Here is a 22,395-nt window from a genome sequence, read left to right on the forward strand (position 1 = left end):
CGAAAAAAAACCTTATCGTAATTTCGATTACAGGAGAATACTTTGAAGAGAACGAGTATTGAGGTTATTATCGAAATTCCAACGGGTTCGCGTAACAAGTATGAGTATGACAAAGAACGCAAACTTTTCAAATTGGATCGTGTTCTTTTTTCTTCGGTTCATTATCCGGCAGACTACGGGTATATAGACCAGACTCTTGCTTTAGACGGAGACCCACTTGATGCTTTGGTGATAATGGATTTTCCTACTTTTCCCGGTTGTGTTATTGATACCCGCCCAATCGGGATTCTGGGGATGCAAGACGAGCAGGGACAGGATGAAAAAATTCTGGCTGTTCCTACTAAGGACCCACGTTATCGCCATATTACCAAACTAGAGCATCTTGGTCCTCATTGGTTGAGAGAAATTGAAAACTTCTTTGCTACCTATAAAGCCCTTGAGGATAAATGGACAGAGTTGTTAGGCTGGTATGACGAAACAAAAGCTTGGGAAGTCATCGTAGAATGCGAAAAACGCTACCAAGATTTTGAAGCATCAAAAAAGCGCAAAGCTACGCATGAGCCAGAATAAAAAACAGTGATGTTTTTTAATTTTGCAAAGGTATAAAAGAAAAAAGGCTGTGGAATATAAACCACAGCCCTTTTGATTTCTAGCACTTATTCCTTAATAACAGGAGCGCTGGAAACATTAGTGTCGAAAGGAAGGCGTGTATCGTCTTTGCCCTCGATGAAATCTTGCACCATCTGGCGAGCGACATCATCATGGTATTGTACGGGTGGGCTTTTCATGAAATAGGCGCTAGGTCCGGCGATTGTACCGGCAACGCCACGATCCATAGCTAACTTAGCGCAGCGCAATGCGTCAATTACCACACCGGCGCTGTTAGGGCTATCCCATACTTCCAGTTTTACTTCCATTTTGAGCGGCACGTTGCCAAAAGTAGTACCTTCCATACGAATATGGCACCATTTCTGGTCTTCCAGCCACGGCACATAATCGGAAGGACCGACATGCACGTTCTTTTCCTCTAGGTGGGTATTCTCAAGTTGGCTGGTAACGGCATTGGTTTTGGAAATCTTCTTGCTCTCAAGACGGCTGCGTTCCAACATGTTATAGAAATCGGTATTACCACCGAAATTCAACTGGTAGGTACGATCGAGCCTTACGCCACGCTCCTCAAACAAACGGGCAAGCATACGGTGAGTAATAGTAGCGCCAACCTGTGATTTGATGTCATCACCAATGATAGGAAGACCCTTGGCAAGGAAGCGACGTTGCCAGTATTCTTCACGTCCGATAAATACCGGGATACAGTTTACGAAAGCACAACCTGCTTCCAAAATTTGCTCTACATACCATTTGGTAGCCATTTCGCTACCTACAGGCAGGTAATTTACTACAACGTCGGTCTTAGTTTCTCTCAATATACGGATAATATCTGCGGTTGGTCCGGGGGCTTTGGTGATAATCTGGCTCAGATAATGACCCAACCCGTCATGTGTCATGCCTCGATGAACCGGCACTCCAAGATGCGGCACATCCGAAAATTTGATAGTGTTGTTTGGTTCAGCGAAAATTGCTTCACTTAGGTCTTTACCGACCTTAGTGACATTGATGTCGAAAGCGGCGCTAAATTCAATATCGCTTATATGGTATCCGCCTAGGCGTACATGCATTAAGCCGGGGACAAATTCATTGTCCTTGGCATTTTTATAAAATTCTACGCCTTGTACCAGCGAAGAGGCGCAGTTGCCTACGCCAATAATAGCAACCCGGATTTTTTTCTTCTCGCCCAAGTTTGGTCGCTCCTTAATACATTACTCTCAAATAAACTTCATTTTTCTTAAAAATTCCGACTTTAATGCTAGTAGAAAGAGCATTAACATGCCCTAGTTTCACACATAATTGACCTTTTTGTCAAATTAACATCATTATCTCATGACATTCCATTATACAGTCTTATTCCAGTTGGCTATTTGATATTGCAAGTGAAAATTGCTAGTTGCTATAATTACCGCATGTTAATATTATTTCACAATTTGATAATTTATCGACTTCATATATATTGGATGACAAATGCCCATCATTACAATTTTACCTTCAGGACAGAAATTAGAGGTGGTAATAGGTTTGACGATTCTAGAGGCAGCGCTCGATAAACAGATAGCCTGGCCTAACACCTGTGGCGGTAAAGCCCATTGTACTACTTGTGCCTTTGTTTTAATTAAAGGATTTGAGAATGTTTCCCCTATGTCACGTTTGGAGGAATATCAATTGACGGTTCGGAAAGGACGGCACAGCTTAGTTCAAAAGATTCGTCTAGCCTGCCAGACTCGTATTATTGGGGATATTACCATTCGCAAGAGCTTACTGGATGTCTGTTAAATTTATTTCGATAAATTTGTCAAGGCAAAGGTGTCTAAAATCTGCACAAACTGACCGCAATACTTTTGACCAAGATCAGGCGAGGAGCTATAGCTTATCACCCATCCACGCCCTTGACTGACAAAAGTTATTTGAATAGATTGAGTCTGAATGGGTTGCGAAACATTGAAGGAGATAACATAAGCGGGGTTATCTGCCACGATTCTTTCTCCTTGCTGGTCTATAGGCAAGGACTTTTGTGTGGCGTTAAGTTCCTTTAACTTACTATCGAAATAAGCAGCCGAGTCAGTATTGGGATTATCGAGTTTCTCGGAAAGTACAAACATAAATGCCCTGCTATTATCTTTATATTCTGCCACTATCAAGTCGCTTTTGAGGTTTCCTGCCGACTGATTTTCTCTTATTGTCCAATTATCTGGATATGATAGCGCATAAGGATAGATATTGGATACGAAAATACGAAACCCTTGCGGGAGCGGCACTGTTTTGTTAGGTGTAAGACTACCCTTCGCGCTAACATTGCTCGACACACAATTCGTTAGATTTAAACGAGGCAAGCTGGCAATCTCTTCACTATTCTGTGAAGAAGTTTCCTCACTGCAAGCAGTCAGCAATATAATTAAGGTTAGAAGTAAAACAAAAAGAATCTTACCGAAGACTCTCGAATAGATAATTGAGCCTGAATTTTTTCTTATATACAATTTAAATATTGAACCCTTTCACTTTTTTATATTTTAGCATATCGGAGAATATCCAAAAGTTGTACCCATACGCTGCATTCAGGCTATAGCCTTCAATAAATTCCTCTACGAAAGCGTTTTTCACTACTCTTTACAAAATACAAAACATTAAATATAATAAATCTGTAAGCATATCGAGAGCAGAGGTTTACTTCTAACCGCTCTCGTTTTTCTTTTTTTTGTCAAGTACCGGCAAAACCTGATAAATCACTCACAGGTGGTACTAAAAATGCAATTTCACTCTTTCCGCAGCAAAGCTAACTCCGCGGAACAGGGTGAGCAAAACAAGCAGCTTTACAAATATTAATTCGGGTATTCTGATGAGGTTAGCCTCAGCTTCTTCAGTTATAGCCGTGCAGATATATAGAATCTGCAATTGTTAAGTGGCTCAAGGTTGCTCTTATTTCCGATACTATTTGGTAGTGCGAACCAAGCAGTACCCGCTTCCGTTCCTAAATAGCTTAATTGCTATCAGGCTTGGAGGATATGACCTTTCAGTTAAAAGGCTTTGCTGATTAACCCGGCGCTTCTGCCCGGTTTGGTCACTTGCCCTATTGCTTTTTCTCTCTAAGTAAAGAGGAAAACATGGTGTTAGAAATTGTCATTGTAGCTTTTCTTGCACCCTTACGTTACTAAATCGAGTTTCGAGGAGACTCTTATATGAGCATAACTGAGCGTACCATTCAGCTTACCGCCGAGGGTAAGAATAGACTCGAAAAAGAATTGCATCAATTGCGAACTACTAAACGCGAAGAAATAGCCGAACGCATCCAGCAAGCAAAACATGGCGGCGATATAAGCGAGAGCGGCGAATACGAAGATGCTAAGCAAGAACAGGCTATGCTGGAGAAAAAAATCTACGAACTTGAAAATACCCTTAGCAGGGCGCAAGTTATTACCCAAACCAATGGTAATACTCAAGCGTGCGTAGGTTGCACCGTTAAGATTATTGATGAGGATGGCGAAGAAGAAATCTATATGTTGGTTAGCTCGGCAGAGGCTAATATATCCGAGAACAAAATCAGCACTGAATCCCCCCTTGGCGCGGCTATAGTTGGTAAGAAAAAAGGTGAGGAAGTTTCCTATAACGCTCGCGTTGGGGTTGTTAAGGTTAAGATAATCTCTATCGACTAGCTTCCTTTAATATGTGGAAAGTGAAAGGATTCTGGATTAAACGTCCGGTTTCCTTTTTTGTTATAATCACACAGGCATCTAAACCGTCTGTTATAGTAAAAATTAAGAGAAGAGACGAAAAACCTGATGGATTCTTATACCAGTTTTGAAAATGGGATGCAGTTAAACGAATACCAGCGTTTAAGGCTGGATAAAGTAAAAAAATTCCGGGACTTGGGAATAGACCCTTACCCGCCCCGCTTCCTACAACGTACCCATAGCGTTGCGGAAGTCTTGCAAAACTTTGAAGCTCTGCAAAAAGATGACCATGCCGACCCGCCCGTGCAGGGTGTCTTGGTTGGCGTTTCCGGTCGTCTTATGCTCAAGCGCGATAAAAAAGTGGTCTTTGGGGATTTGATAGAGGACGGCAACCGTATTCAGATATATTTGAAAGATGCTCATCTTGAAGCCGGAGAACAGAGCTTATTACTTTTTAAAGATAGCGTAGATCTCGGCGATATTATCGGGGTAGTGGGCAAGCCTTTTATTACCAAAACCGGCGATAAAACTATTGAAGTCCATCAATGGAATATACTTTCAAAAGCTATAAACCAGCCACCCGATAAGCATGCCGGTTTGCAGGATACTGAGCAACGCTACCGCCAACGCTATGTTGACCTAATTTCCAACCCGGAAGTGCGCGATGTATTCGTCAAGCGCAGCCGTATCATTAGCGCGATGCGTAGCTATCTTGACCGTCAGGGCTTTCTTGAGGTGGAAACTCCAACCCTACAACCCTTGTATGGTGGCGCATCGGCTCGCCCCTTTGTTACTCATCATAATGCTCTTGACCAAAATTTTTACATGCGTATTGCCGATGAGCTATACCTAAAACGCTTAGTTTCAGGCGGGTTTGGCAAAGTGTACGAAATTTGTAAAGATTTCCGTAATGAAGGTATTGATGTTCGGCACAATCCCGAATTTACAATGATGGAATGTTACGCTGCCTACTGGGATTACAACGATGTGATGAAGTTGGTGGAGGAGATGTTTGCTTACATCGCGCAAGAGGTACTCGGCACGCTCAAAGTTCAGACCCGCGGTTACGAAGTGGATTTTACACCACCTTATCGGCGGCTTCAATTGCGTCAGGCTATAATTGATTATACCGGACTGGATTATGAGCAATACCCTGAGCAAGAAGACCTATATCGCGAAGTTAAAAAACTGGGTGTGGATGTAGCACCCGATACGGTTTGGCCCAAACTTGTAGATGAGACTCTCAAAACCTTTGTAATTCCCAAGCTGATTCAGCCTACTTTCCTTTATGATTATCCTGAAAAGCTCTCGCCGCTTGCTAAGAAAAAGCCGGGAGTAGCAGGCACAGTCGAAAGATTCCAGCCTTTTATTGCCGGTCTCGAATGTGGCAACGCTTTTACCGAATTAAATGACCCTGTTGACCAGCGCGAGCGTTTCCTTGACCAGAAACGCAATCAGGATGCCGGTGACGATGAAGCGATGCAAATGGATCTCGATTTTATTAACGCCTTGATGTATGGGATGCCACCTACTGGGGGTCTTGGCGTTGGCATAGATCGCCTTTGCATGTTGTTGCTCGATCAAGCCAGTATTCGTGATGTTATTCTGTTCCCGCAAATGCGTAATTTGTAGTAATTGAGACAAAGGCTTTCGCTTCAGGAGGGGCTTCGGGCAATTTGCTTTAGCCCCTAATGCAAAAGATAAAAGGCGAAGGCTATACCCTCGCCTCAAGCTACAAATAAACCCCATTAAATGAAGAAGCGATTTGCCCCTATTGTGGTTTGGCTACGTATAATCGAGGCGCTAACCTGATGGAAAATTCGGCGTATTTCACTTGCCGAAGCTTGCACCGTAAGTACCGCCGGGAATCCAACCTCCTGCGCTATTTGATTTAAATCGAGATTGCCAAACCCCACGTATGCCAGCGTATAAGACTCTTGCGCTACCAAAGCATTGCTTACGGTAAGCACTTGCTGATTAGTTGCTTTAGAGGTGTTATCTTCCCCGTCTGAAAAGACCACAATTATCCCACGGGTACGCACTCCATTATCCCGAAGCATTTGCCCATATGCCACCATTCCCGTCATAACGTGCAGCAGCGTATCATAAAGCGCGGTATTGCTATCGGGATTGAAATCTGCTTCGCTGATGCCATTTAGCCCTGTAACGGGGGTATAGCTGAACAGCAAACGAGGGTTTGCGCTGAAAGCCCATGTGCTTAACAGAATTGACTCTGGCATACGCGATTCTCGCAGAGCTTCTAGCATCTGGTTAAATCCTTCAATTACTGACTGTCTGTAAGGACTCATAGAGCCGCTTTCATCCAGCACTACCGCCACCAACGTAACATCATCGCTATCAATCTGGTCTAATCCCACCCCATTGCAACCCGCTAACGCCACTGCATCCAGATTTTCTACCAGTACCATCGCTGCTTGTTGGTCAAGGTCATTGTTTTGAACCGCGCTACTAAAGAGGTCATTTATATTGCCGCTCATATTATCGCTCCTTTCGGGCAAACTTTAAGTAAGCCTCACCTTTTACAGTGGTATAGTTGTAATTATTTGATTGCCCTGCCTCGCTTGTTGGAGTTAGACAGGGCTTTTAACTTGGGAGAATTAGTTAATCGGGTCTTTGGAAGTTACCAACCGCATACCCTGCTTCGACATCGCCTGTAACTCGGCATTGGCAATTGCATCAAAGTCAATGGCGGGGTGCTGCACGGAGGAGGTACAATCCATCAGGAAGCGCAACTTGGCAATAACCTCCGGTTGGTTGCTAAAATACTGTATAATCGAGCGCATCGTTGATAGCACGCAATGGCTTTTTGCCTGCCCTGCCACATACACCAAATCATACTTGCTCAACATATCCAGAAATGAAGTATTCAACCCGCCCAACGGATGCGTTGGTACTTTCACCTCCGGTTCAAGGATGGAGTAGTTTTCGGTTTGCGGAATCGAGCCTTTAATCAGCCACATGGGTTGGGCGTGCCGAGCCGCCGAGTGGTACATAATCGCTTCTGATAAGGCTGGTACAATAGATTGCCCCGGTGTTCCAATCATGGTGTGGTAGGGCCAAATCATCAAAATATATTTACCGCCTTTTTCCAGTTCTTCAACATAGTTCAATGACCAAGTTGGGTCAATAACCGGCTTCCAAATCCCGTTGCGAATATCTTCGCCCGAAATTGTGGTGAAAGGCGCAGGATGTTCGCCCTTTTCATTTATCCACCAAGTTGGGTAGAAAATCTGAAAAGCGGTGTGACTATCCAATGAAGCGGCGATACTGGTAATTTCCCCGTTGTGCTGATAAATCCATTCTATAGTACGGCGGGTATCTTCCACCGCACCCGGCACGCTCAAAGTTCCACTCGTTAAAACAAAATCCACTTGCGGGTCAACTAAGAGTAACATAACCCGCTTTTTATCATGTGCGCTTGGGGCGCTTTGCGCTTTCAAACCGGCTTCAGCTGCCACCGCAATCTCGGACTGGTATAGAGTGCCAACTTTTGCCGGGTCATAGTATGCCGGGAAAGCTGAATTTGTTTGATTAGTTGCCATTTTAATTTTCCTTTCATTCCAATATTTGAAACTTATTTTACCATCTTAAGAAAAGTAATCCTGCTCTCACTGACTACCAGCAAGCCCCGCCCGTAGGAGATTAGCGCATCGCCTTCCCCAACATAAGCGGCTGTAGCAGGTAACAGGCTATTCTGTCCGTTTGCCATCTCTACCCTTAGTATTCCGGCATTAGTTGGCAACAGCGCAGTGTTTTGAGAAAAAGCAATACCGCCAAGCTCATCTATACCGCCAAAATCCGCATTACACGCTCTACGACTGTGCCGAATTTTGCCGTCAGCGTCAACAACCTCGAACCGTATCCATGTAACACCGTTAAGGCGCGTTTTTCGTACCAGCAGTACCAATGCGCCTGAGAAAAAAGCTTGTGTTTCCAGCAAACTTTCTCCGGGTTGCAGCATCGCCACTTCAAGGTTATGCCGCCCCTCGTGGTTCAACAGGAAAAACTCATAGCGGTTAAATATACGGGTATAACCGATTAGCCTATCCTGATTTGGCAATTGGTCGGGGGCAGCGACAAACCACGTTTGGTTCTCCAGTACGCTAGTAACAGGACGCTCCAGCAATTGCCCCCAGCGCACTTCCCCTTTTAGCAACATTCCTCCCGCCACTCGGTAAAGTAGCCCGTCAGAACAGGAAAAGACGGGCGTATTTCCGCCGTATAACTCTGTGGTCAGCCTTGCAATTCCGGTGGGATGGTCGCTGCTCAGGTCTATTACCAACAGGGTATTGTCTCCGATTGCGGGACTAACTACTAGAAAATTCCCGGCAAACTCAAACCGCGCTCCCGGCAGTTCGTGGAATAAAACCTGTCGCTTGATTGGTGTTCCCGCCGCTTTCGAGTAGAGTACGGTATTGCCTTCTTCATTTGCCAAACAATACAGAATATCGCCCAACAAGCGGCAGTAAATCATCTTGCCGTTTACCTTCAAAAATTCTTCGCAGCGTAACCCGTTTACCTCTATCACCTCCGGCATAACAAACGCCAGTGTAGCGGCGCAGACCGGACAATTCAGACGTGCATTCGGATACCAATGTCCGCAACTGTGGCATTCTTGTAACGATTCGCGGTAAAGCTGCAATATTTCAACCGGAATTGCCCCACGCCAGCCCTTTGCAAAAATACTATGGAAAAGCTGCAATAACTCATCCGTCAATAGTTTTGGATTAAGTGCCGTTTTAGGATATTTCACACTCTGGTCAAACACTGTAACCCCGATTTGCGCTCGCGCTTCAAGCTGTTTCAGGGTAGGGTGAGTGCCACCGTAGGGATGCGTCAACAACAACGCCCTGAATACCATCACCGCAAAGCTGTACCAATCATTGGCAGGGCTGAAAAGCGTATTTGCGCTCAAGTCTTGGTTGTAAAGTTGCGGGTCTAGATAATCGCGAGTTGCTACCGAGCAAGGGTATTGCCCAAACTGATAACTATCCACATCTATAAATTGAACATTATCATTATAAAAAAGCTCGTTGGCATCGTTAAAATCTCCTACAACTAGCCCGGCAGCGTGAATTGCCAGCAAGGTAAGTTGCATTTCCAGAAACACGCCCGTTATATCGCGTTCGTTCAAATTGGTAGAGTCGCGATAGGCGCGTTGGAAAAGGCGTGAAATCGGCATATACCCGTTTGGCAGGCTTCGCATTGCAAATCCAACCGGAGCTTTGCCGCGTTCATCCCATATCAGTTCTTCCGGTAAAACTACGTTAGAAGGCAGTCTTGGCGCAAACTCGATTAGCTCCCTCACCTTATTTAGTCGTGCTGGGTTAGGACAGTGGTACAGTTTTAGGGCGCGATTGTTATAGCGCAAAACTGTTGCCTCCCCACCCGTTCCCAGCACATCTTTTTCCTGTACTGTAACCCGTTTGTTGCCCACTACCAGTTTCATAACTATGCCACTCTCTCCACCACAATTCCGGTGGTGTCGTCTTCTAGTCGCCCCTTGCGGAAATGTACGTTTAACTGACGTTGTAAGCCGCGTGGGTGGCTGTGACCCCACGTAGAGGGTAATAGTTGCGGGTCAAGCCCGTCCGTCCAGATTGCCAAACGCTCCAATTGCTTTACCGAAAATTCGCGCACCTCGAACGATGATGGGATGTTGTTCAGCAAATCATACGCCAGATAATGCGGGGTGTTATTCTGGTCAATTGCACTAATATTTTTATTCAAAACGCACAAGCCATCACCCGCGCTGAAAATAATCCCTTTTTCGCTATTCATCACAAAACCCAGCGCCGTAGTCAACAAATATTCGGCAATTACCTCGTGATTTTGCGCCGGATTGAGCGAACGCAAGCCCTGTAATACGCGCCGCATGTAACGCAATGCCGCCCGATAGAGTATGTCTGGTAGCCATTCGATTGGCACTCCTTTGGAAAGTTGTCGCGCTGACTCTTGGCAGAGAAAGCGAGCCATCAAACCAGCGCCCACTTCAGAATTGCTACCGCTTCCACATCCATCACAGACTACTCCAATCAGGTAGCTTTCACCGTTTACCTGAATTTCGGTAATGTTGTATTTGTCCTGACAATTGGCCTGACGCAGCGTATGATTTTTTCCAATGGTTGAACCGGCGCTAACTTTGAAGCGGCGCATATTCTTGTACCTTTCATGTGGTTAATGTATTTATCACACTAACTAAATCCGCAATTATGCCCTTTCTCAGTAAAAAAGCAAAAATATAGATATGCCGTAGAACCGTGATTGAGAAGGGCTAAAGATGATTTTCTAAACCTGTATGTGTAATTTACACACTAACTATATCATGGGATTGAATTGCTGTCAATAGGTTTCTTAGTGTTATTTATCACACTTACTAAGTTTGACGCATTTAACTTTCTAAGCAATAATTCAGGTCAAGCTATGGTAAGTTAGAGTATAATTTAAAAGAGGATTGTTCTGGGCGATGACATGACAATAGCCCAAATCATGGGTAAAATATAGCTGTATTCTCGAAAGGTGTTTTGGTTAATTTATGTTCGGAAATTCTTTCAAACTTTTTACTTGGCGCGGCGTGGAAATCTTTATGGATCTTACCGCGCTATTTATCATAGTTTTTTATGTAGCTACTCTTGGCGGGGTAAGCCGAAATGACGGTCTGCTGGTTGGTGTAGCGGTGGGAGTGCTGATAATATCGTCAATTCTAATACATGAATTGGCGCATGCGGCGGTTGGGATGTTGTTAGGCGCTAAAGTTGATAAAATTATGCTTTCGGTCATCGGTGGGGTGTGTGTCTTTCGCTCCAAGCGTGCCAGCAACTGGCGCGACTTGCTGATTTCATTAGCGGGACCTGCTTCTAACTTTGCGCTCTGGTTTATTTTTAACCTTTCTTTTGAGCAAACCCGCAACCAAAGTTTTCAAACTACTGCTTGGATATATATTTGCTACTATGTGTCCCAAGCTAATCTGCTACTGGCAATTTTTAACCTCTTGCCCGGCTTCCCGCTGGATGGTGGGCAAGCTCTCCGCGCTCTCGTGTTGCTGGTAACTCGCCGCGAGTTATGGGCTGCATGGGCGGTTGCGCTTGGCGGTTTGGGAGTAGGCGGATTTTTTGCTTATATAGTAATTAATGAATTGCAAAGCGGGCAACCTTCTATACTGAATGTCCTTTTATTGGGAATGCTGGGATACTGGATTGTCAGCGCTTCATTAGGGCAATTGCAAAGCGTTCAGCAATTTACCGGACAGGCTATGCGATTCAAGCGTCCAAATGCTGCGCCACCTCCGGAAAAGCAGGAAAGAACCTTAGAAGGAATTCCTGCCGGAGCTTTGGCAAATCGCGGATTTGATTCTACTTTTAGCCCGCGAACCACTATAATTGAGTTTCTAGCGCGAACTTCAAATATACCGGATGGGGTAATGATTCCGGTATTGCGCGATGGCTTTTTTGCCGGAATGTTATCCCGTTCTATCGCTCGCAAAGTTTCGCGTGACCAACAACAATTTACCTATCTTGAGAAAATTATGCTGCCGCGCCGTGACTTTCAAGCGGTTTATGAGGATGATGACCTAGGGATGGCACGCCTTTTGTTACGTGCCGGACGAGGTAAGCCTGTGCTAGTGCTAGACCGGGGCGGTGTATTTGTCGGTTCTATTTCTGCGGCAGAACTGGAAAAAGTTCGTCGGTAAACTTGAAAATGCTGATTACGTCATGTAGGAGATTATGAATGCCTGTTTACGCATATAAGTGTTCACACTGCAACTCAAGTTTTGAACGGTTGCGCGGAATTAGCCAGATTGACACCGAAATGGAATGCCCCGAATGTGGCGCTCAAGGCAAAGCCAAGCGTTTGATTAGCGCTTTTACGGCTTTCTCCAAATCTGATGGCATTACCAGACCCGCCAATCTACAGGTCGGTGGTAATAACGGTGGCGGTTGCTGCAAAGGCGGTGGTTGCGGCTGTCACGGTGGTATATAATTCAGCAATATGGAAAACCCTTTGCTGCTGCTTTTACCTATAATATTGGCATTGTGGGTTGGCTCTTTCTTCTACAACCTGCAATATAGCCGGCGCAAGTTAACTTGGCTTGCTCGCTGGTTGGAAGATTCGCTGGCGATGTTGGGTTCTGATATTGGTAGTCGCTGGTTGAACCAAAATACCCTAAGCATTGAAGTAAAACAGGGCAAGGGGCGTATTCGGGAAGTAGTAATAGTGCTGGGTAGCGTTCGCCGCGAAATCTTTGCGCGTCTGCTTACGCTAGTTCGGGGCGGTAAAGATAGCATGACCATCATGATTTCTATTAATCCACCGCCCCGCCCCGGTACAGAAATAGAAATCTTTAAAAAATCAGACCCCGTACCGCGTCCGGTAATGCTCGGTTTGGGGGGCATGAAGGATTGGGAAGTGCAGGATTATTCACATGGCGCTCCTTATCGGATTGCTTCGCGGCTCGACCAAATAAATGGACTTGCCGAACGGGTTATCACCCTGCTAAATGACGATGGCTATGACATCCGCCGCATATCGGTGCGTCCCACCAGTCCTCATTTGTTATTTGTATTTAATATGGTGAAGCTACCTAAAACTGACGCTCATGACCTAATCCAATTAATCCGAAATCTCATCGAGGAAGTTGCTGACCCACAGCCGCCAAAGCGGACAGGCTATAAGCTTCGGGACAAGCGTACTCCCAAAGAACCCGCTATTCGCGTAAATCCGATGCTCTCGTTGGGCGACCATCATGTACCCGAAAATTACGGCAAACCCGGAGACCCCTCCACAAATTAAAAAGAGGAGAAGGTTTGAGCTTCTCCTCCCTTCAGTTACTAACTTCTTAAAGGCTCTATTTATCCCGCTTCAAAGCGTAATCTGCAATGTTGAGCAAGGCGAGTACAGCCTCATTATCGCTTTGGTCTCTCACTAATTCTTTGGCTTGTTGAATAAAACTCCGCGCTTCTTCGTAAGCAGCTTCAAAAGCGCCGCTGGCTTTTATCAGTTCTACCGCTTGTGCAATATCCTGATCATTTGCTTCCTTGTTCTGGATTACCTTCTTGACGAAATCGGCATCTTCTTTTGAAGCTTTTTCAAAGAAGTTCATGGTAGGTAAGGTCACGATACCCTGTTTAAGGTCTCCACCGGTTGCTTTTCCGGTAACTGCCGCCGGTTGGAAATCAATAACATCATCTACAATTTGGAAAGCCATTCCGACCATATGCCCAAACTGTCGCATGCGGCTAACCAGTTCTTCCTCTGCGCCTCCCATGATTGCGCCCATTTCGCAAGCTGTTGCGAAAAGCGCGGCGGTTTTGCAATATATCCGCTTGTAATAATCCTCGCGTGTCTGCTTCCATTCACGGCTGCTAAAAATTTGAGTCAACTCTCCCTCGCAAATAGCCGCCAAGCATTCAGCAAAAATCCGAACAATAAGAGGGTTGCCGGGTCGCGTGATTAAAATAGCGGATTGAGCGAAAAGATAATCGCCCACCAGAATAACCGTACCACTGCTTAACTGTGAGTTTAGGGTAGCGAAGCCACGCCTTAACAAAGCATCGTCAATCGTGTCATCATGCACCAGCGTTGCGGTGTGCAACATCTCGACTGCTGCCGCTACCTGCCGCAATTTCAGAGCATCAATATTTTCAGGGGTACCCGACACGAGCGCTGAGAGTAGGGTAAGGTGAGGACGCAGGCGCTTGCCTCCGGCATTTATTATCGCTTGTAATAGAGGCTCTAAAAGTGGGAAGTTAAGTGATGCTGCCTCGGTTAAGACTTTGCTTACTTCTTCAATTTCCTCCTCGATACCAGCGAGCAGTTTAGGAGTTTCCAGCCCCTGTAAGCTATTCATAAGCTATACCTTCTTTAATAGATTATATTATTGCGATTTATTAGTAGAAAATGATGATTGCCTATTCTACTTCCGTTTCTAATACCTCAATTTCCGGTTCAGCGAAACCATTCTTATTCGCATCCACGATTTTGGAACTATGACGGGCAGTAGCAAAATTTACCTGACCACCTTTCACCATTTTTTCTAACAAGTGATCACCAAATTGTAATAGCTTGCGCAACATTTCCATTCGCATCAAATAAAAGTCTGCTACCTGCGCTTCCTGTCCACTCGCAACTGCTGAAACTTTCTCCAATGCTTCTATGCTATGGGTCAGTGAGCGTAATATTTGCGAATTTTCCCGCCGTTCGCGTTCCTGCAAAATACCGCTTATGGCTGTCCAGATGTCAGTTTCAGCTTCATAGTAATTTTTGCGATCTGCCCATTTGTAAATTTGACGTACCAATCCCCAGCGTTCAAGCGATCTGATATTTATGCTAACATTGCCCTTACTGCTGTCTAACCGCTTGACCATATCATCTAGGGTAAGAGGCTCAGGACTTAGAAATAGCGCTGCATATAGCTGACCCATCAGGCGATTAAACCCGAAGAAATCCGCCACTCGACCTAGGCTATTTATAAAATCACGAGAAGATTCTTCTAATTGTTCCTGAAGGTTGGCAGAATCAGGTGGGCTGGTAGGTTGATTGATGTCTTGAGCTTTGCTTTCTAACACAGCATATTGCTCCCTGATTGCGCTTGGCATTTTAAAAAGCCCATAAGCAACGGAAAATAAAAATGTTCGCATCGTTCAAAAAATTCTAAACGAATGCAACAAGATAATACCACTTTGTGAAATTCCTGTCAATAATTCCCAGAATCGATGCGGTTTGCCTCACATTGTGAATTTGTGATATAATTATCGATGCTATTTGAAATTTATCGAAAGTCATATGTAAGTTCATGAACAGCGAAACAACAGATTCGGTTGAACATGTAATTCCAACCGAACGCCTACCCGGATTTAATTCTGAAGCTAAGTCAACCTATGTGAATCGCATGTTTGGGCAAATTGCGCCTAAATATGATTTGATGAATCGTTTGATGACTTTTGGGCTAGATCAAGGCTGGCGTAAGGTGGTAGTGCGTGAATCATGCCTTAAACCCGGCGGAATTGCGCTGGATGTAGCAACTGGAACGGGCGACATTGCGCTCGCGCTCGCAGAGGTTGTAGGGCAGACCGGCAAAATAATAGCGAGTGATTTTAGCCTTGAAATGATGCGCCCCGGACCGGGAAAGGCTGACAAAAAAGGTGTCGGCAAGGTAGTACAGTTTATGGCAGCCGATGCCCTTGCCCTGCCTTACCCTGACAACACTTTTGACGCAATTACAACCGGTTTTGCTATGCGAAATGTTTCGGACATTGAACGAGCATTTTCTGAAATGCGCCGGGTGGTTAAACCGGGTGGGCGCGTGATTTGCCTTGAGGTAGCCAAGCCAAAATTTGCGCTGGTAAGGTGGGGACACCAATTGTATTTTAACCGCATAGTACCCATTATCGGGGGTTTTATTAGCGGACATAGGGAAGCTTATACATACCTTCCAGAATCTGCTAAGAATTTCCCTCCACCAGAACAGCTAAAGCAGATAATGGAGAAAGCGGGTCTAAGTAAGGTGCGATTCAAGTTATACGGCTTGGGCGCAGTTGCTATACACGTTGCCTCTAAATAGCACTCATATTTACCTATGTGTGGATAGATAGCACACACCGGCTGATTCGGCGAAGGTGCAGGTTGCCGTGAAAGGAAGCTAACTCCATGCCCATAAATGACCCGGAAATACCCGATATTGTAATAAGAAGACTACCAATTTATGCTCAAACGCTGACCTATTTAGCAAGCGAAGGGGTAACTACTGTTAGTAGCAGTGAGCTTGGAGCAAGAATCGGCGTAACGGCTGCTCAAATTCGACGTGACCTGAGCTATTTTGGTGAATTTGGCAAACAGGGCAAAGGCTATAATGTCCAGTTCTTATTAAACCAAGTTCGAGATATTTTACATCTTGACCACTCTTGGGGAGTGGCATTAATCGGTGTCGGTTTACTAGGCAAAGCAATTGTTCATTACACTGGGTTTAAGGATAAAGGCTTTGAAATAAAAGCCCTTTTCGACTCGGATACCCGCAAACTCGGCGCTGAAGAAATGGGGATGACAATACATCATTTTAGCAAAATCCCTGAAATTATTCCCGATTTGGGGTTGAACGTAGCGATTGTGGCTGTACCTGCCCATAGCGCCCAGCATGTAGTTGATTTGCTGATAAATGCTGGAGTAAAAGCTATTCTCAACTATGCTCCGATTACGGTACAGGTTCCGGCGGATGTGCGCCTTCGCTCGCTAGATCCGGTTGCAGCGCTTCAGAGTATGACTTACTACCTCAGCCCTGACCCCAAAGCGCGTAGCAAAAACGGAAAACACAAATAAGAAACAAAAGGGCGGGCTGCAAAACCCGCCTTTATTTTTACTTGCTTTTTTACTGGTTTAAGCGCAGAGCCAGAAATGGCACCAGCATCTCCTCGCGTGTAAGTCCGCCATGTACCCCTATAAGGAAGTTTAGACGGTCAACCCCTTTAAGCCTTTGCCTAATTTGCCAATTATCCAGCGGGCATAATACAAGGTCACCTATTCGATCTAGGCATTGTTCAGAAGGTACTTTCTGAGGGTCTCCGAAAAGCCCGGCATCCAACGCTTCGTTACGGGTTAGCGCCGCTACTTGCCCATTGAATTTGTCTTCAATGTAGGCACGTGTTCGCTCTAGTACCTCTGTTCCATTACGCAGATGTAAATAGGTAGCGCGACTTTCTCCGGTAGCCGGTGTAATCAGTGCGCTGGTAAGCACGGTGTGTTCATTCAACCACATAATACGATTGCCGAGTCCATGAATTTGCCCATGATCGGCAGTTATAATCAAGAGTACATCTTTGCGCTGCAAACGTGAGAGTATTTCACGATTTAGAGAAAAATCAATCGCTGCCAGTTCTGCTTCATAGTTAGGTTGGAGCGGTCCGTAAGCGTGCGCGGTGGTATCAATAGTGGGTATATAAGCATAAGTATAACTTTTCTGCGTACCATCGGCGGGTAATTGCTCGATTAATTGGCGTATAGTTGCCATTGCATCGGCAGGTGTATAATAACCGTTGTATTTTGTCTTCGACCCCGCAGTGGTGAAACGGCTGATACCCGAATTCTCATAAGCATAATAATTTACTTGCGAAGTTTTGATGCCCTTACGCTCTAGCATGGTAAAAATATTTGGAACAGGTAAAAGCGTATCCGGATTCAGATGCTGTTCGGAAATAGAAAGAGAAGAATCGAAAGCAGCAGCGAAGCGTATCAGGTTCACGCTTACGCCCAAATCTGGAAAGAAGTTACAAGTTCCCATAATGCCATGCTCTTGAGGTGTGCGTGCCGTCGCTACTGAAGTCAGAGCGGTGGTAGTGGTACTGGGATAAACCGAAGTGATGGGCGCATAGAAATTATGTGGGTTTTGAGTCATTTGCTCGAAGTTGGGAACTTTGCCCGCCTTGATTTGGTTTTCTAGCTGGTCATATCCAAGCGCATCTATTAACAATACTACAACATGATTAATTGGGCTTTGTTTCGTCAATTGTTCAAAAGCGTCGCTTATCTCATTGGAATTGTACAGAATCGGGTTATATGCAGGTACAGTTGTGCTATCTGCCCCAAGCAATTTCAAGGCAAGCGCAGGCACATTAGTTAGCCCCAAGCCATCATAACTAGGGCGAACCGCTTGCGAACCAAAAAAATTGGGTAATTGCTGTCTTTGCATCAAGGTTCGTTCCGCAATTTCTTTGAGATTATTCATCAATCTACTCCTGCTCAATTTATCGCGTTTCAATTTTAACGTACGTACAACGGGGCTACCAACTAGAGCCAACTCTAAAGTGAAATTTGAATATTTCTCTATAAAATAGACGAATTTTCAGTCATAGCCACCTTAAATTTAAGCTGAAATTCTGGGTGGCTAAAAATTTGCATGTAAATAGTTCTTCAGGGATACTAGCAGAATACTATAGGGATGTAAATAAATGAGGGTAACAAAAACTACCCTGTAACATCTAGTATAATTAGTAAAATTAGCAAGAGTATTAAAAGCGAGTAGCAAGTATTGAATTTCAAACGAAGTCGTGTCCCAAATTAAACACAGGAGAAGCAGGCACAGGTATTTCTGATGAAAAATAACCATACCTATATCATTGATTTCGATACCACCTTTGTAACAGTGGATGCCCTAGAAGAATTGGCGCGTATTGTATTGAAAAGTAGACCTGACCGCAACGGGCTACTTGACAGGATTAAGCACTTAACCCAACTGGAAAAAGAGGGCGAAATATCTTATCAAGACTCCCTTGCACAACGTACAAGTCTGTTTTTTCCAAACCGAAAACATATAAAGACGCTTGTTACTGCACTAAGCAAACAAATTAGCCCCTCTTTTGCAAGGAACAAACACTTTTTCAAGGAATACGGTGAGCAGGTATATATAGTTTCAAGCGGGTTCAAAGAATATATCGCCCCTGTAGTAGCAGCATACGGCATTAGCGAGAGCCATGTTTTGGCAAACACCTATATTTTTGATGCTAACGGAGATGCTACCGGCTATGATGAAAATAACCTACTCTCTCAAAATCAGGGCAAGGTAAAAGCAGTGCAAGCGCTCCATTTGCAGGGAGAGGTTTATGCAATTGGCTCCCGCTATAGTGATTACCAAATTAAGGAGCGAGCAATGGCAAAAGCCTTTTTCGCCTATACCGAAAGTGTCAGGCGAGAAGGTTTGGTAAAACTAGCCGATTATGAAGCGCCTGATTTTGACGAGTTTTTGTATCGCTTAAAACTGCCTAGGTCACAATCTTACCCTAAAAGCCGGATGAAAGTGCTACTACTTGAAAAAATTGACCAGAGGGCTGCCGAATACTACGAAAAGCAGGGCTATGATGTTAAAACTTACGACCGGGCATTGGGCGAAGATGAACTAATAAACGAAATCAAAAATGTCTCTATAGTAGGTATTCGTTCCAAAACAGAACTTACTCAGGAGGTTCTCAATAACGCTAACCGTTTGTTATCTATCGGGGCTTTTTGTATCGGAACTAACCAAATAAACCTTGAAGCCGCCACTCGCAAAGGCATAGCTGTTTTCAACGCTCCATATAGCAACACTCGCTCTGTAGTTGAGCTTACAATCGGCGAAATTATTATGCTAAGTCGGGACGTGTTTGATAAGAGCCAGAAAATGCACCGGGGTGTTTGGGAAAAATCTGCGGAAGGTTCTCGCGAAATTCGAGGCAAAAAACTTGGACTAATCGGGTATGGCAATATCGGCTCGCAGCTATCGGTGTTGGCTGAGAGTCTAGGTTTGGAAGTATATTTCTATGACATCGTGGATAAACTCGCGCTGGGCAACGCTAAAGTCTGCCGCTCTTTGGACGAACTACTTGAAATAGCCGATATTGTGTCGGTACACGTAGATGGGCGAAAATCCAACCATAACCTTATCGGTGCGCCTGAATTTAAAATGATGAAGCAGGGCGCAATATTCATCAATGCCAGTCGAGGTTCGGTAGTAGATCTAAAAGCTCTGGTAAAAGCTTTAAAGGATAAATCCATTAATGGCGCAGCTATAGACGTGTTTCCCGAAGAGCCGAAAAGTAACAAAGACCCCTTTGTGAGTGAACTTCAAGGTATGCCGAATGTCATTCTGACTCCGCATATTGCCGGAAGCACTATCGAAGCTCAACAAAACATTGCCGATTTCGTTAGCAATAAACTGAGCAATTATGTGGACAACGGCGATACTACCTTGAGTGTTAATTTCCCTAATATCAACCTTCCCACCTTGTTATCCGGTCACAGGTTAATTCATGTACATCAGAATGTACCGGGCATTTTGGCGCGTATCAACTCGATAATGGCAGATAATAACCTGAACATCATCGGGCAGTATTTGAAAACTAACGAAGAGATAGGTTATGTAATTACCGATGTAAGCAGCGCCTACTCTGACAAAGTAGTGCAGGAATTGGTTAGCATTCCCAACACCATAAAATTTAGAGTGCTATTCTAATTGTGTGCCTTCCATCAGGGCGATGGTGGCTGGGGTTCTTTCAAAGCGCGGGCGGTCTGGATATTCTTAGGTAAGGGCAGCCCGTGTGAGATTACTTCTGCCTCAAGCGATGGGTTTATATCTAGGTTTTAGGTAAATCCATCAGATTTGGTAAGTGTTCAGAGTTAGGATAAAGAAGGTTGAAAACCAGCAGGGCGCAACAAAGCCAAGCAGGATTTGAGCGGATTGAGCCAGCGCAACTCCCAAGAGCCAGAAAGACTGCGCGTCCCTGCTCTAGCTCTCCGGCTGCCTCCCATAATGCCTGATAAAAGCTTTGATGTTCCTGCTCACTTGGTCTAACTTTTTCTGATTTTTATAATCGATTACCCTAACATGGAACACTGCCAAGCTGTGAACAGTATTGTCAATCCTCTTTGGTTATGATACTATCTAAAAATTGAGAGAATCCACTTGTTCGGTTAGTTTATAGTATAGGAAATATCATGGGCTGAATCCATGTTTATTCCATTCTGTTTATATAAGTAAATTTCCCCAGCAGCATAAAAATAGGGGTTTTTATTTCAGCTTTTCAATAATCTAATTTGCTTACACTTGTGATAAATAGTTTTACTAAGAATATGTTTTAATCGAGGGATTGACTATGAAAATTGAAGGTAATTATACATTTGAAGCGCCTCGTGAAATGGTTTTCCAGATGCTACAAGACCCTGAAGTTCTTTCTAAAATTATTCCGGGTTGTGAACAATTAACCCTTGTAGGTGATAATGAATACGAAGCCGCTTTGGAAATTAACGTTGGACCTGTAAAAGGGAAATTTAAGGGCAAGGTAGTGCTTTCTGAACTTAATGCTCCTGAGAGTTATAGCATGACCATCAACGGAAACGGCGCACCCGGCTTTGTAAAAGGAACCGGACACATTAAGCTAGAACAGCAAGGCGTGACTACGACTCTGCTGATTTATGAGGGTGATGCTCATGTAGGTGGGCGCATAGCCAGTGTTGGGCAACGTCTAGTTGAAAGTGCCGCAAAAGCTCTTACCAAGCAAAGTCTCGATGGGGTTAATCAATATATCGAAGCTGTAGTTAAAGCCAAAGCTGAAAAAGAAGCCGCGCCCCCGCCAAAAATAGAAGCTCCTACTCAAACTGAATTTGCAATGGGTATGGCTAAGGGTGTGATTTCAGACATTGTTCCACCTAATCGCCGCCCTCTTTATATCGGTGCGGCAATTTCATTGTTCATACTATTCATTATATTACGCTCAAGACAATCCTCAAAAAAGAAGAGAATCCGAAATAGCGACAGCTAGATTCTGAATTTTAACAAGTTCACAGGCTCATACAGTTATGCCCTTAATACTAGATTCTATAATTGAAACGCTGATAGCTGGCTGGAAAATAAAACAGGTCAATATCGGGGTGAACTGGACGCTGGTTGAGGTTATTAACCATGAGGGGGAAACCCGCGCGGGCGTTGCCGCTACTCCCGGTACTGCGGAATTTAAAGCGCAAGCGCAATTCCATTACGGCTTGAACCATTTGGCTATTGAGGATGCGCGAATACTGGCAGGGAAAGTTAGAGAGGTTGAGCCTGTTCAGGTGGCGATAGGGTTGGCAACGCTCAATAGTATGCTTGCTCCAGACCCGGCAACACTTGCCGATATTGATGCCGGCGATTGGCTGGTTGAAAACGCTATCGGGCGTAAGGTGGCAATTGTAGGGCATTTTCCATTTGTGAAAGAACTTGAGCCAATTGCACAAAAGCTGTGGGTGTTGGAACTCGACCCGCGCGAAGGGGATTTGCCCGCTTCAGAAGCTCCCAGAGTGATACCCAACGCCGATTTGCTGGCAATTACCAGTAGCGCTTTGATAAACCATACCCTTGAGGGTATTCTTGCGCTTGTACAACCGGGAACTAAAGTTATTATGCTCGGTCCCTCCACTCCTCTCACTCCCATACTTTTCAAGTTCGGAGTAGATTTGCTATCAGGCGTGCAAGTTTCCGACATGCCCGCTCTAATTGAATCCATTGAAGCGGGCTTATCTTTCCGTAAAATGCGTGGGTTGCGCAGGGTGACTTTGCTAAACTTACTGGATAGCTTGCAGTGCTTTGACGTTTAAACTTTAA

22 protein-coding genes and 1 pseudogene are annotated in these 22,395 nt (G+C 44.7%); 14 read left to right on the forward strand and 9 right to left on the reverse strand.

Features of this window, described 5'->3' with window-relative positions; genetic code table 11:
* The first annotated feature begins 42 nt into the window (after nt 1-42).
* Nucleotides 43-570 carry an inorganic diphosphatase gene (locus WCK19_RS05295; protein WP_342396325.1) on the forward strand — a complete coding sequence of 176 codons (528 nt, stop codon included), beginning with the start codon at nt 43-45 and terminating at the stop codon, nt 568-570.
* An 86-nt stretch (nt 571-656) separates the two neighbouring features.
* Here WCK19_RS05295 and WCK19_RS05300 read toward each other — a convergent pair whose 3' ends face one another.
* Complete coding sequence (locus WCK19_RS05300) at nt 657-1,796, reverse strand: inositol-3-phosphate synthase (protein WP_342396326.1); 1,140 nt, start codon at nt 1,794-1,796, stop codon at nt 657-659.
* A 280-nt stretch (nt 1,797-2,076) separates the two neighbouring features.
* Here WCK19_RS05300 and WCK19_RS05305 point away from each other — a divergent pair, with 280 nt between their 5' ends.
* A complete protein-coding gene (locus WCK19_RS05305; RefSeq protein WP_342396327.1) occupies nt 2,077-2,385 on the forward strand; it encodes a 2Fe-2S iron-sulfur cluster-binding protein in 309 nt (102 codons plus the stop codon).
* A gap of 2 nt (nt 2,386-2,387) precedes the next feature.
* Here WCK19_RS05305 and WCK19_RS05310 read toward each other — a convergent pair whose 3' ends face one another.
* Nucleotides 2,388-2,942, reverse strand: a complete 555-nt coding sequence (locus tag WCK19_RS05310; protein WP_342396328.1) for a hypothetical protein — start codon at nt 2,940-2,942, stop codon at nt 2,388-2,390.
* Between the two features lie 843 nt (nt 2,943-3,785).
* Between WCK19_RS05310 and greA the strand changes: the two genes are divergently transcribed.
* Nucleotides 3,786-4,259 (forward strand): transcription elongation factor GreA, encoded by a 474-nt coding sequence (gene greA, locus WCK19_RS05315; protein WP_342396329.1) that lies wholly within the window; start codon nt 3,786-3,788, stop codon nt 4,257-4,259.
* Between the two features lie 126 nt (nt 4,260-4,385).
* On the forward strand, nt 4,386-5,909 hold the full coding sequence (lysS, locus tag WCK19_RS05320; RefSeq protein ID WP_342396330.1) for a lysine--tRNA ligase: 1,524 nt from the start codon (nt 4,386-4,388) through the stop codon (nt 5,907-5,909).
* A 116-nt stretch (nt 5,910-6,025) separates the two neighbouring features.
* On the opposite strand, the gene WCK19_RS05325 is transcribed toward lysS, so the two are convergent.
* The 4 genes from WCK19_RS05325 to WCK19_RS05340 form a co-directional block, all read right to left on the reverse strand.
* Nucleotides 6,026-6,775, reverse strand: a complete 750-nt coding sequence (locus WCK19_RS05325; protein WP_342396331.1) for a VWA domain-containing protein — start codon at nt 6,773-6,775, stop codon at nt 6,026-6,028.
* 120 nt (nt 6,776-6,895) lie between these two features.
* The gene (locus WCK19_RS05330; protein WP_342396332.1) at nt 6,896-7,840 is read right to left on the reverse strand and encodes a hypothetical protein; all 945 of its coding nucleotides are present in this window, start codon (nt 7,838-7,840) and stop codon (nt 6,896-6,898) included.
* A gap of 32 nt (nt 7,841-7,872) precedes the next feature.
* The gene (locus WCK19_RS05335; RefSeq protein WP_342396333.1) at nt 7,873-9,747 is read right to left on the reverse strand and encodes a hypothetical protein; all 1,875 of its coding nucleotides are present in this window, start codon (nt 9,745-9,747) and stop codon (nt 7,873-7,875) included.
* 2 nt (nt 9,748-9,749) lie between these two features.
* Nucleotides 9,750-10,454 (reverse strand): protein phosphatase 2C domain-containing protein, encoded by a 705-nt coding sequence (locus WCK19_RS05340; RefSeq protein ID WP_342396334.1) that lies wholly within the window; start codon nt 10,452-10,454, stop codon nt 9,750-9,752.
* 379 nt (nt 10,455-10,833) lie between these two features.
* On the opposite strand from WCK19_RS05340, the gene WCK19_RS05345 reads away from it, so the two are divergent.
* The 3 genes from WCK19_RS05345 to WCK19_RS05355 are packed head-to-tail and all read left to right on the forward strand — an operon-like array spanning nt 10,834 to nt 13,088.
* Nucleotides 10,834-11,988 (forward strand): M50 family metallopeptidase, encoded by a 1,155-nt coding sequence (locus WCK19_RS05345; RefSeq protein WP_342396335.1) that lies wholly within the window; start codon nt 10,834-10,836, stop codon nt 11,986-11,988.
* 38 nt (nt 11,989-12,026) lie between these two features.
* The gene (locus WCK19_RS05350) at nt 12,027-12,278 is read left to right on the forward strand and encodes a zinc ribbon domain-containing protein (protein ID WP_342396336.1); all 252 of its coding nucleotides are present in this window, start codon (nt 12,027-12,029) and stop codon (nt 12,276-12,278) included.
* Between the two features lie 9 nt (nt 12,279-12,287).
* Nucleotides 12,288-13,088 (forward strand): hypothetical protein, encoded by an 801-nt coding sequence (locus WCK19_RS05355; RefSeq protein WP_342396337.1) that lies wholly within the window; start codon nt 12,288-12,290, stop codon nt 13,086-13,088.
* Nucleotides 13,089-13,143: 55 nt separating this feature from the next.
* Here WCK19_RS05355 and WCK19_RS05360 read toward each other — a convergent pair whose 3' ends face one another.
* Together WCK19_RS05360 and WCK19_RS05365 are read right to left on the reverse strand one after the other, a co-directional pair.
* Nucleotides 13,144-14,145 carry a polyprenyl synthetase family protein gene (locus tag WCK19_RS05360; RefSeq protein ID WP_342396338.1) on the reverse strand — a complete coding sequence of 334 codons (1,002 nt, stop codon included), beginning with the start codon at nt 14,143-14,145 and terminating at the stop codon, nt 13,144-13,146.
* A 61-nt stretch (nt 14,146-14,206) separates the two neighbouring features.
* Nucleotides 14,207-14,863, reverse strand: a complete 657-nt coding sequence (locus WCK19_RS05365; protein ID WP_342396339.1) for a hypothetical protein — start codon at nt 14,861-14,863, stop codon at nt 14,207-14,209.
* A 227-nt stretch (nt 14,864-15,090) separates the two neighbouring features.
* Between WCK19_RS05365 and ubiE the strand changes: the two genes are divergently transcribed.
* The gene (gene ubiE, locus WCK19_RS05370) at nt 15,091-15,858 is read left to right on the forward strand and encodes a bifunctional demethylmenaquinone methyltransferase/2-methoxy-6-polyprenyl-1,4-benzoquinol methylase UbiE (protein ID WP_342396340.1); all 768 of its coding nucleotides are present in this window, start codon (nt 15,091-15,093) and stop codon (nt 15,856-15,858) included.
* 86 nt (nt 15,859-15,944) lie between these two features.
* Nucleotides 15,945-16,610, forward strand: a complete 666-nt coding sequence (locus WCK19_RS05375; RefSeq protein ID WP_342396341.1) for a redox-sensing transcriptional repressor Rex — start codon at nt 15,945-15,947, stop codon at nt 16,608-16,610.
* A gap of 49 nt (nt 16,611-16,659) precedes the next feature.
* Here WCK19_RS05375 and WCK19_RS05380 read toward each other — a convergent pair whose 3' ends face one another.
* Entirely contained in the window at nt 16,660-18,012 is a 1,353-nt protein-coding gene (locus tag WCK19_RS05380; protein ID WP_342396342.1) for a nucleotide pyrophosphatase/phosphodiesterase family protein, read from the reverse strand.
* A gap of 366 nt (nt 18,013-18,378) precedes the next feature.
* Between WCK19_RS05380 and WCK19_RS05385 the strand changes: the two are divergent.
* The 5 genes and pseudogenes from WCK19_RS05385 to WCK19_RS05405 form a co-directional block, all read left to right on the forward strand.
* A pseudogene (locus WCK19_RS05385) lies at nt 18,379-18,906 on the forward strand (HAD-IB family phosphatase); the annotation flags it as partial.
* Nucleotides 18,907-18,933: 27 nt separating this feature from the next.
* Nucleotides 18,934-20,271, forward strand: coding sequence for a phosphoglycerate dehydrogenase (gene serA / locus WCK19_RS05390; RefSeq protein ID WP_342396371.1), 1,338 nt, complete (start codon nt 18,934-18,936; stop codon nt 20,269-20,271).
* Nucleotides 20,272-20,450: 179 nt separating this feature from the next.
* Entirely contained in the window at nt 20,451-20,576 is a 126-nt protein-coding gene (locus WCK19_RS05395; RefSeq protein WP_342396343.1) for a hypothetical protein, read from the forward strand.
* Nucleotides 20,577-20,911: 335 nt separating this feature from the next.
* Complete coding sequence (locus WCK19_RS05400; RefSeq protein WP_342396344.1) at nt 20,912-21,577, forward strand: carbon monoxide dehydrogenase subunit G; 666 nt, start codon at nt 20,912-20,914, stop codon at nt 21,575-21,577.
* A 37-nt stretch (nt 21,578-21,614) separates the two neighbouring features.
* Nucleotides 21,615-22,388: a DUF364 domain-containing protein gene (locus tag WCK19_RS05405; RefSeq protein ID WP_342396345.1), complete on the forward strand. Its 774-nt coding sequence runs from the start codon at nt 21,615-21,617 to the stop codon at nt 22,386-22,388.
* Nucleotides 22,389-22,395: the final 7 nt, after the last annotated feature.

Source organism: Candidatus Chlorohelix sp. (assembly GCF_037138995.1).
GTDB lineage: Bacteria > Chloroflexota > Chloroflexia > Chloroheliales > Chloroheliaceae > Chlorohelix.

Excerpts from the sequence above, each read along its gene's own strand:
- WCK19_RS05305 (WP_342396327.1), top strand. The coding sequence starts at position 2,077 with ATGCCCATCATTACAATTTTACCTTCAGGACAGAAATTAGAGGTGGTA.
- greA (WP_342396329.1), top strand. The coding sequence starts at position 3,786 with ATGAGCATAACTGAGCGTACCATTCAGCTTACCGCCGAGGGTAAGAAT.
- lysS (WP_342396330.1), top strand. The coding sequence starts at position 4,386 with ATGGATTCTTATACCAGTTTTGAAAATGGGATGCAGTTAAACGAATAC.
- WCK19_RS05325 (WP_342396331.1), bottom strand. The coding sequence starts at position 6,775 with ATGAGCGGCAATATAAATGACCTCTTTAGTAGCGCGGTTCAAAACAAT.
- WCK19_RS05330 (WP_342396332.1), bottom strand. The coding sequence starts at position 7,840 with ATGGCAACTAATCAAACAAATTCAGCTTTCCCGGCATACTATGACCCG.
- WCK19_RS05335 (WP_342396333.1), bottom strand. The coding sequence starts at position 9,747 with ATGAAACTGGTAGTGGGCAACAAACGGGTTACAGTACAGGAAAAAGAT.
- WCK19_RS05340 (WP_342396334.1), bottom strand. The coding sequence starts at position 10,454 with ATGCGCCGCTTCAAAGTTAGCGCCGGTTCAACCATTGGAAAAAATCAT.
- WCK19_RS05345 (WP_342396335.1), top strand. The coding sequence starts at position 10,834 with ATGTTCGGAAATTCTTTCAAACTTTTTACTTGGCGCGGCGTGGAAATC.
- WCK19_RS05350 (WP_342396336.1), top strand. The coding sequence starts at position 12,027 with ATGCCTGTTTACGCATATAAGTGTTCACACTGCAACTCAAGTTTTGAA.
- WCK19_RS05355 (WP_342396337.1), top strand. The coding sequence starts at position 12,288 with ATGGAAAACCCTTTGCTGCTGCTTTTACCTATAATATTGGCATTGTGG.
- WCK19_RS05360 (WP_342396338.1), bottom strand. The coding sequence starts at position 14,145 with ATGAATAGCTTACAGGGGCTGGAAACTCCTAAACTGCTCGCTGGTATC.
- ubiE (WP_342396340.1), top strand. The coding sequence starts at position 15,091 with ATGAACAGCGAAACAACAGATTCGGTTGAACATGTAATTCCAACCGAA.
- WCK19_RS05375 (WP_342396341.1), top strand. The coding sequence starts at position 15,945 with ATGCCCATAAATGACCCGGAAATACCCGATATTGTAATAAGAAGACTA.
- WCK19_RS05380 (WP_342396342.1), bottom strand. The coding sequence starts at position 18,012 with ATGAATAATCTCAAAGAAATTGCGGAACGAACCTTGATGCAAAGACAG.
- serA (WP_342396371.1), top strand. The coding sequence starts at position 18,934 with ATGGCAAAAGCCTTTTTCGCCTATACCGAAAGTGTCAGGCGAGAAGGT.
- WCK19_RS05400 (WP_342396344.1), top strand. The coding sequence starts at position 20,912 with ATGAAAATTGAAGGTAATTATACATTTGAAGCGCCTCGTGAAATGGTT.
- WCK19_RS05405 (WP_342396345.1), top strand. The coding sequence starts at position 21,615 with ATGCCCTTAATACTAGATTCTATAATTGAAACGCTGATAGCTGGCTGG.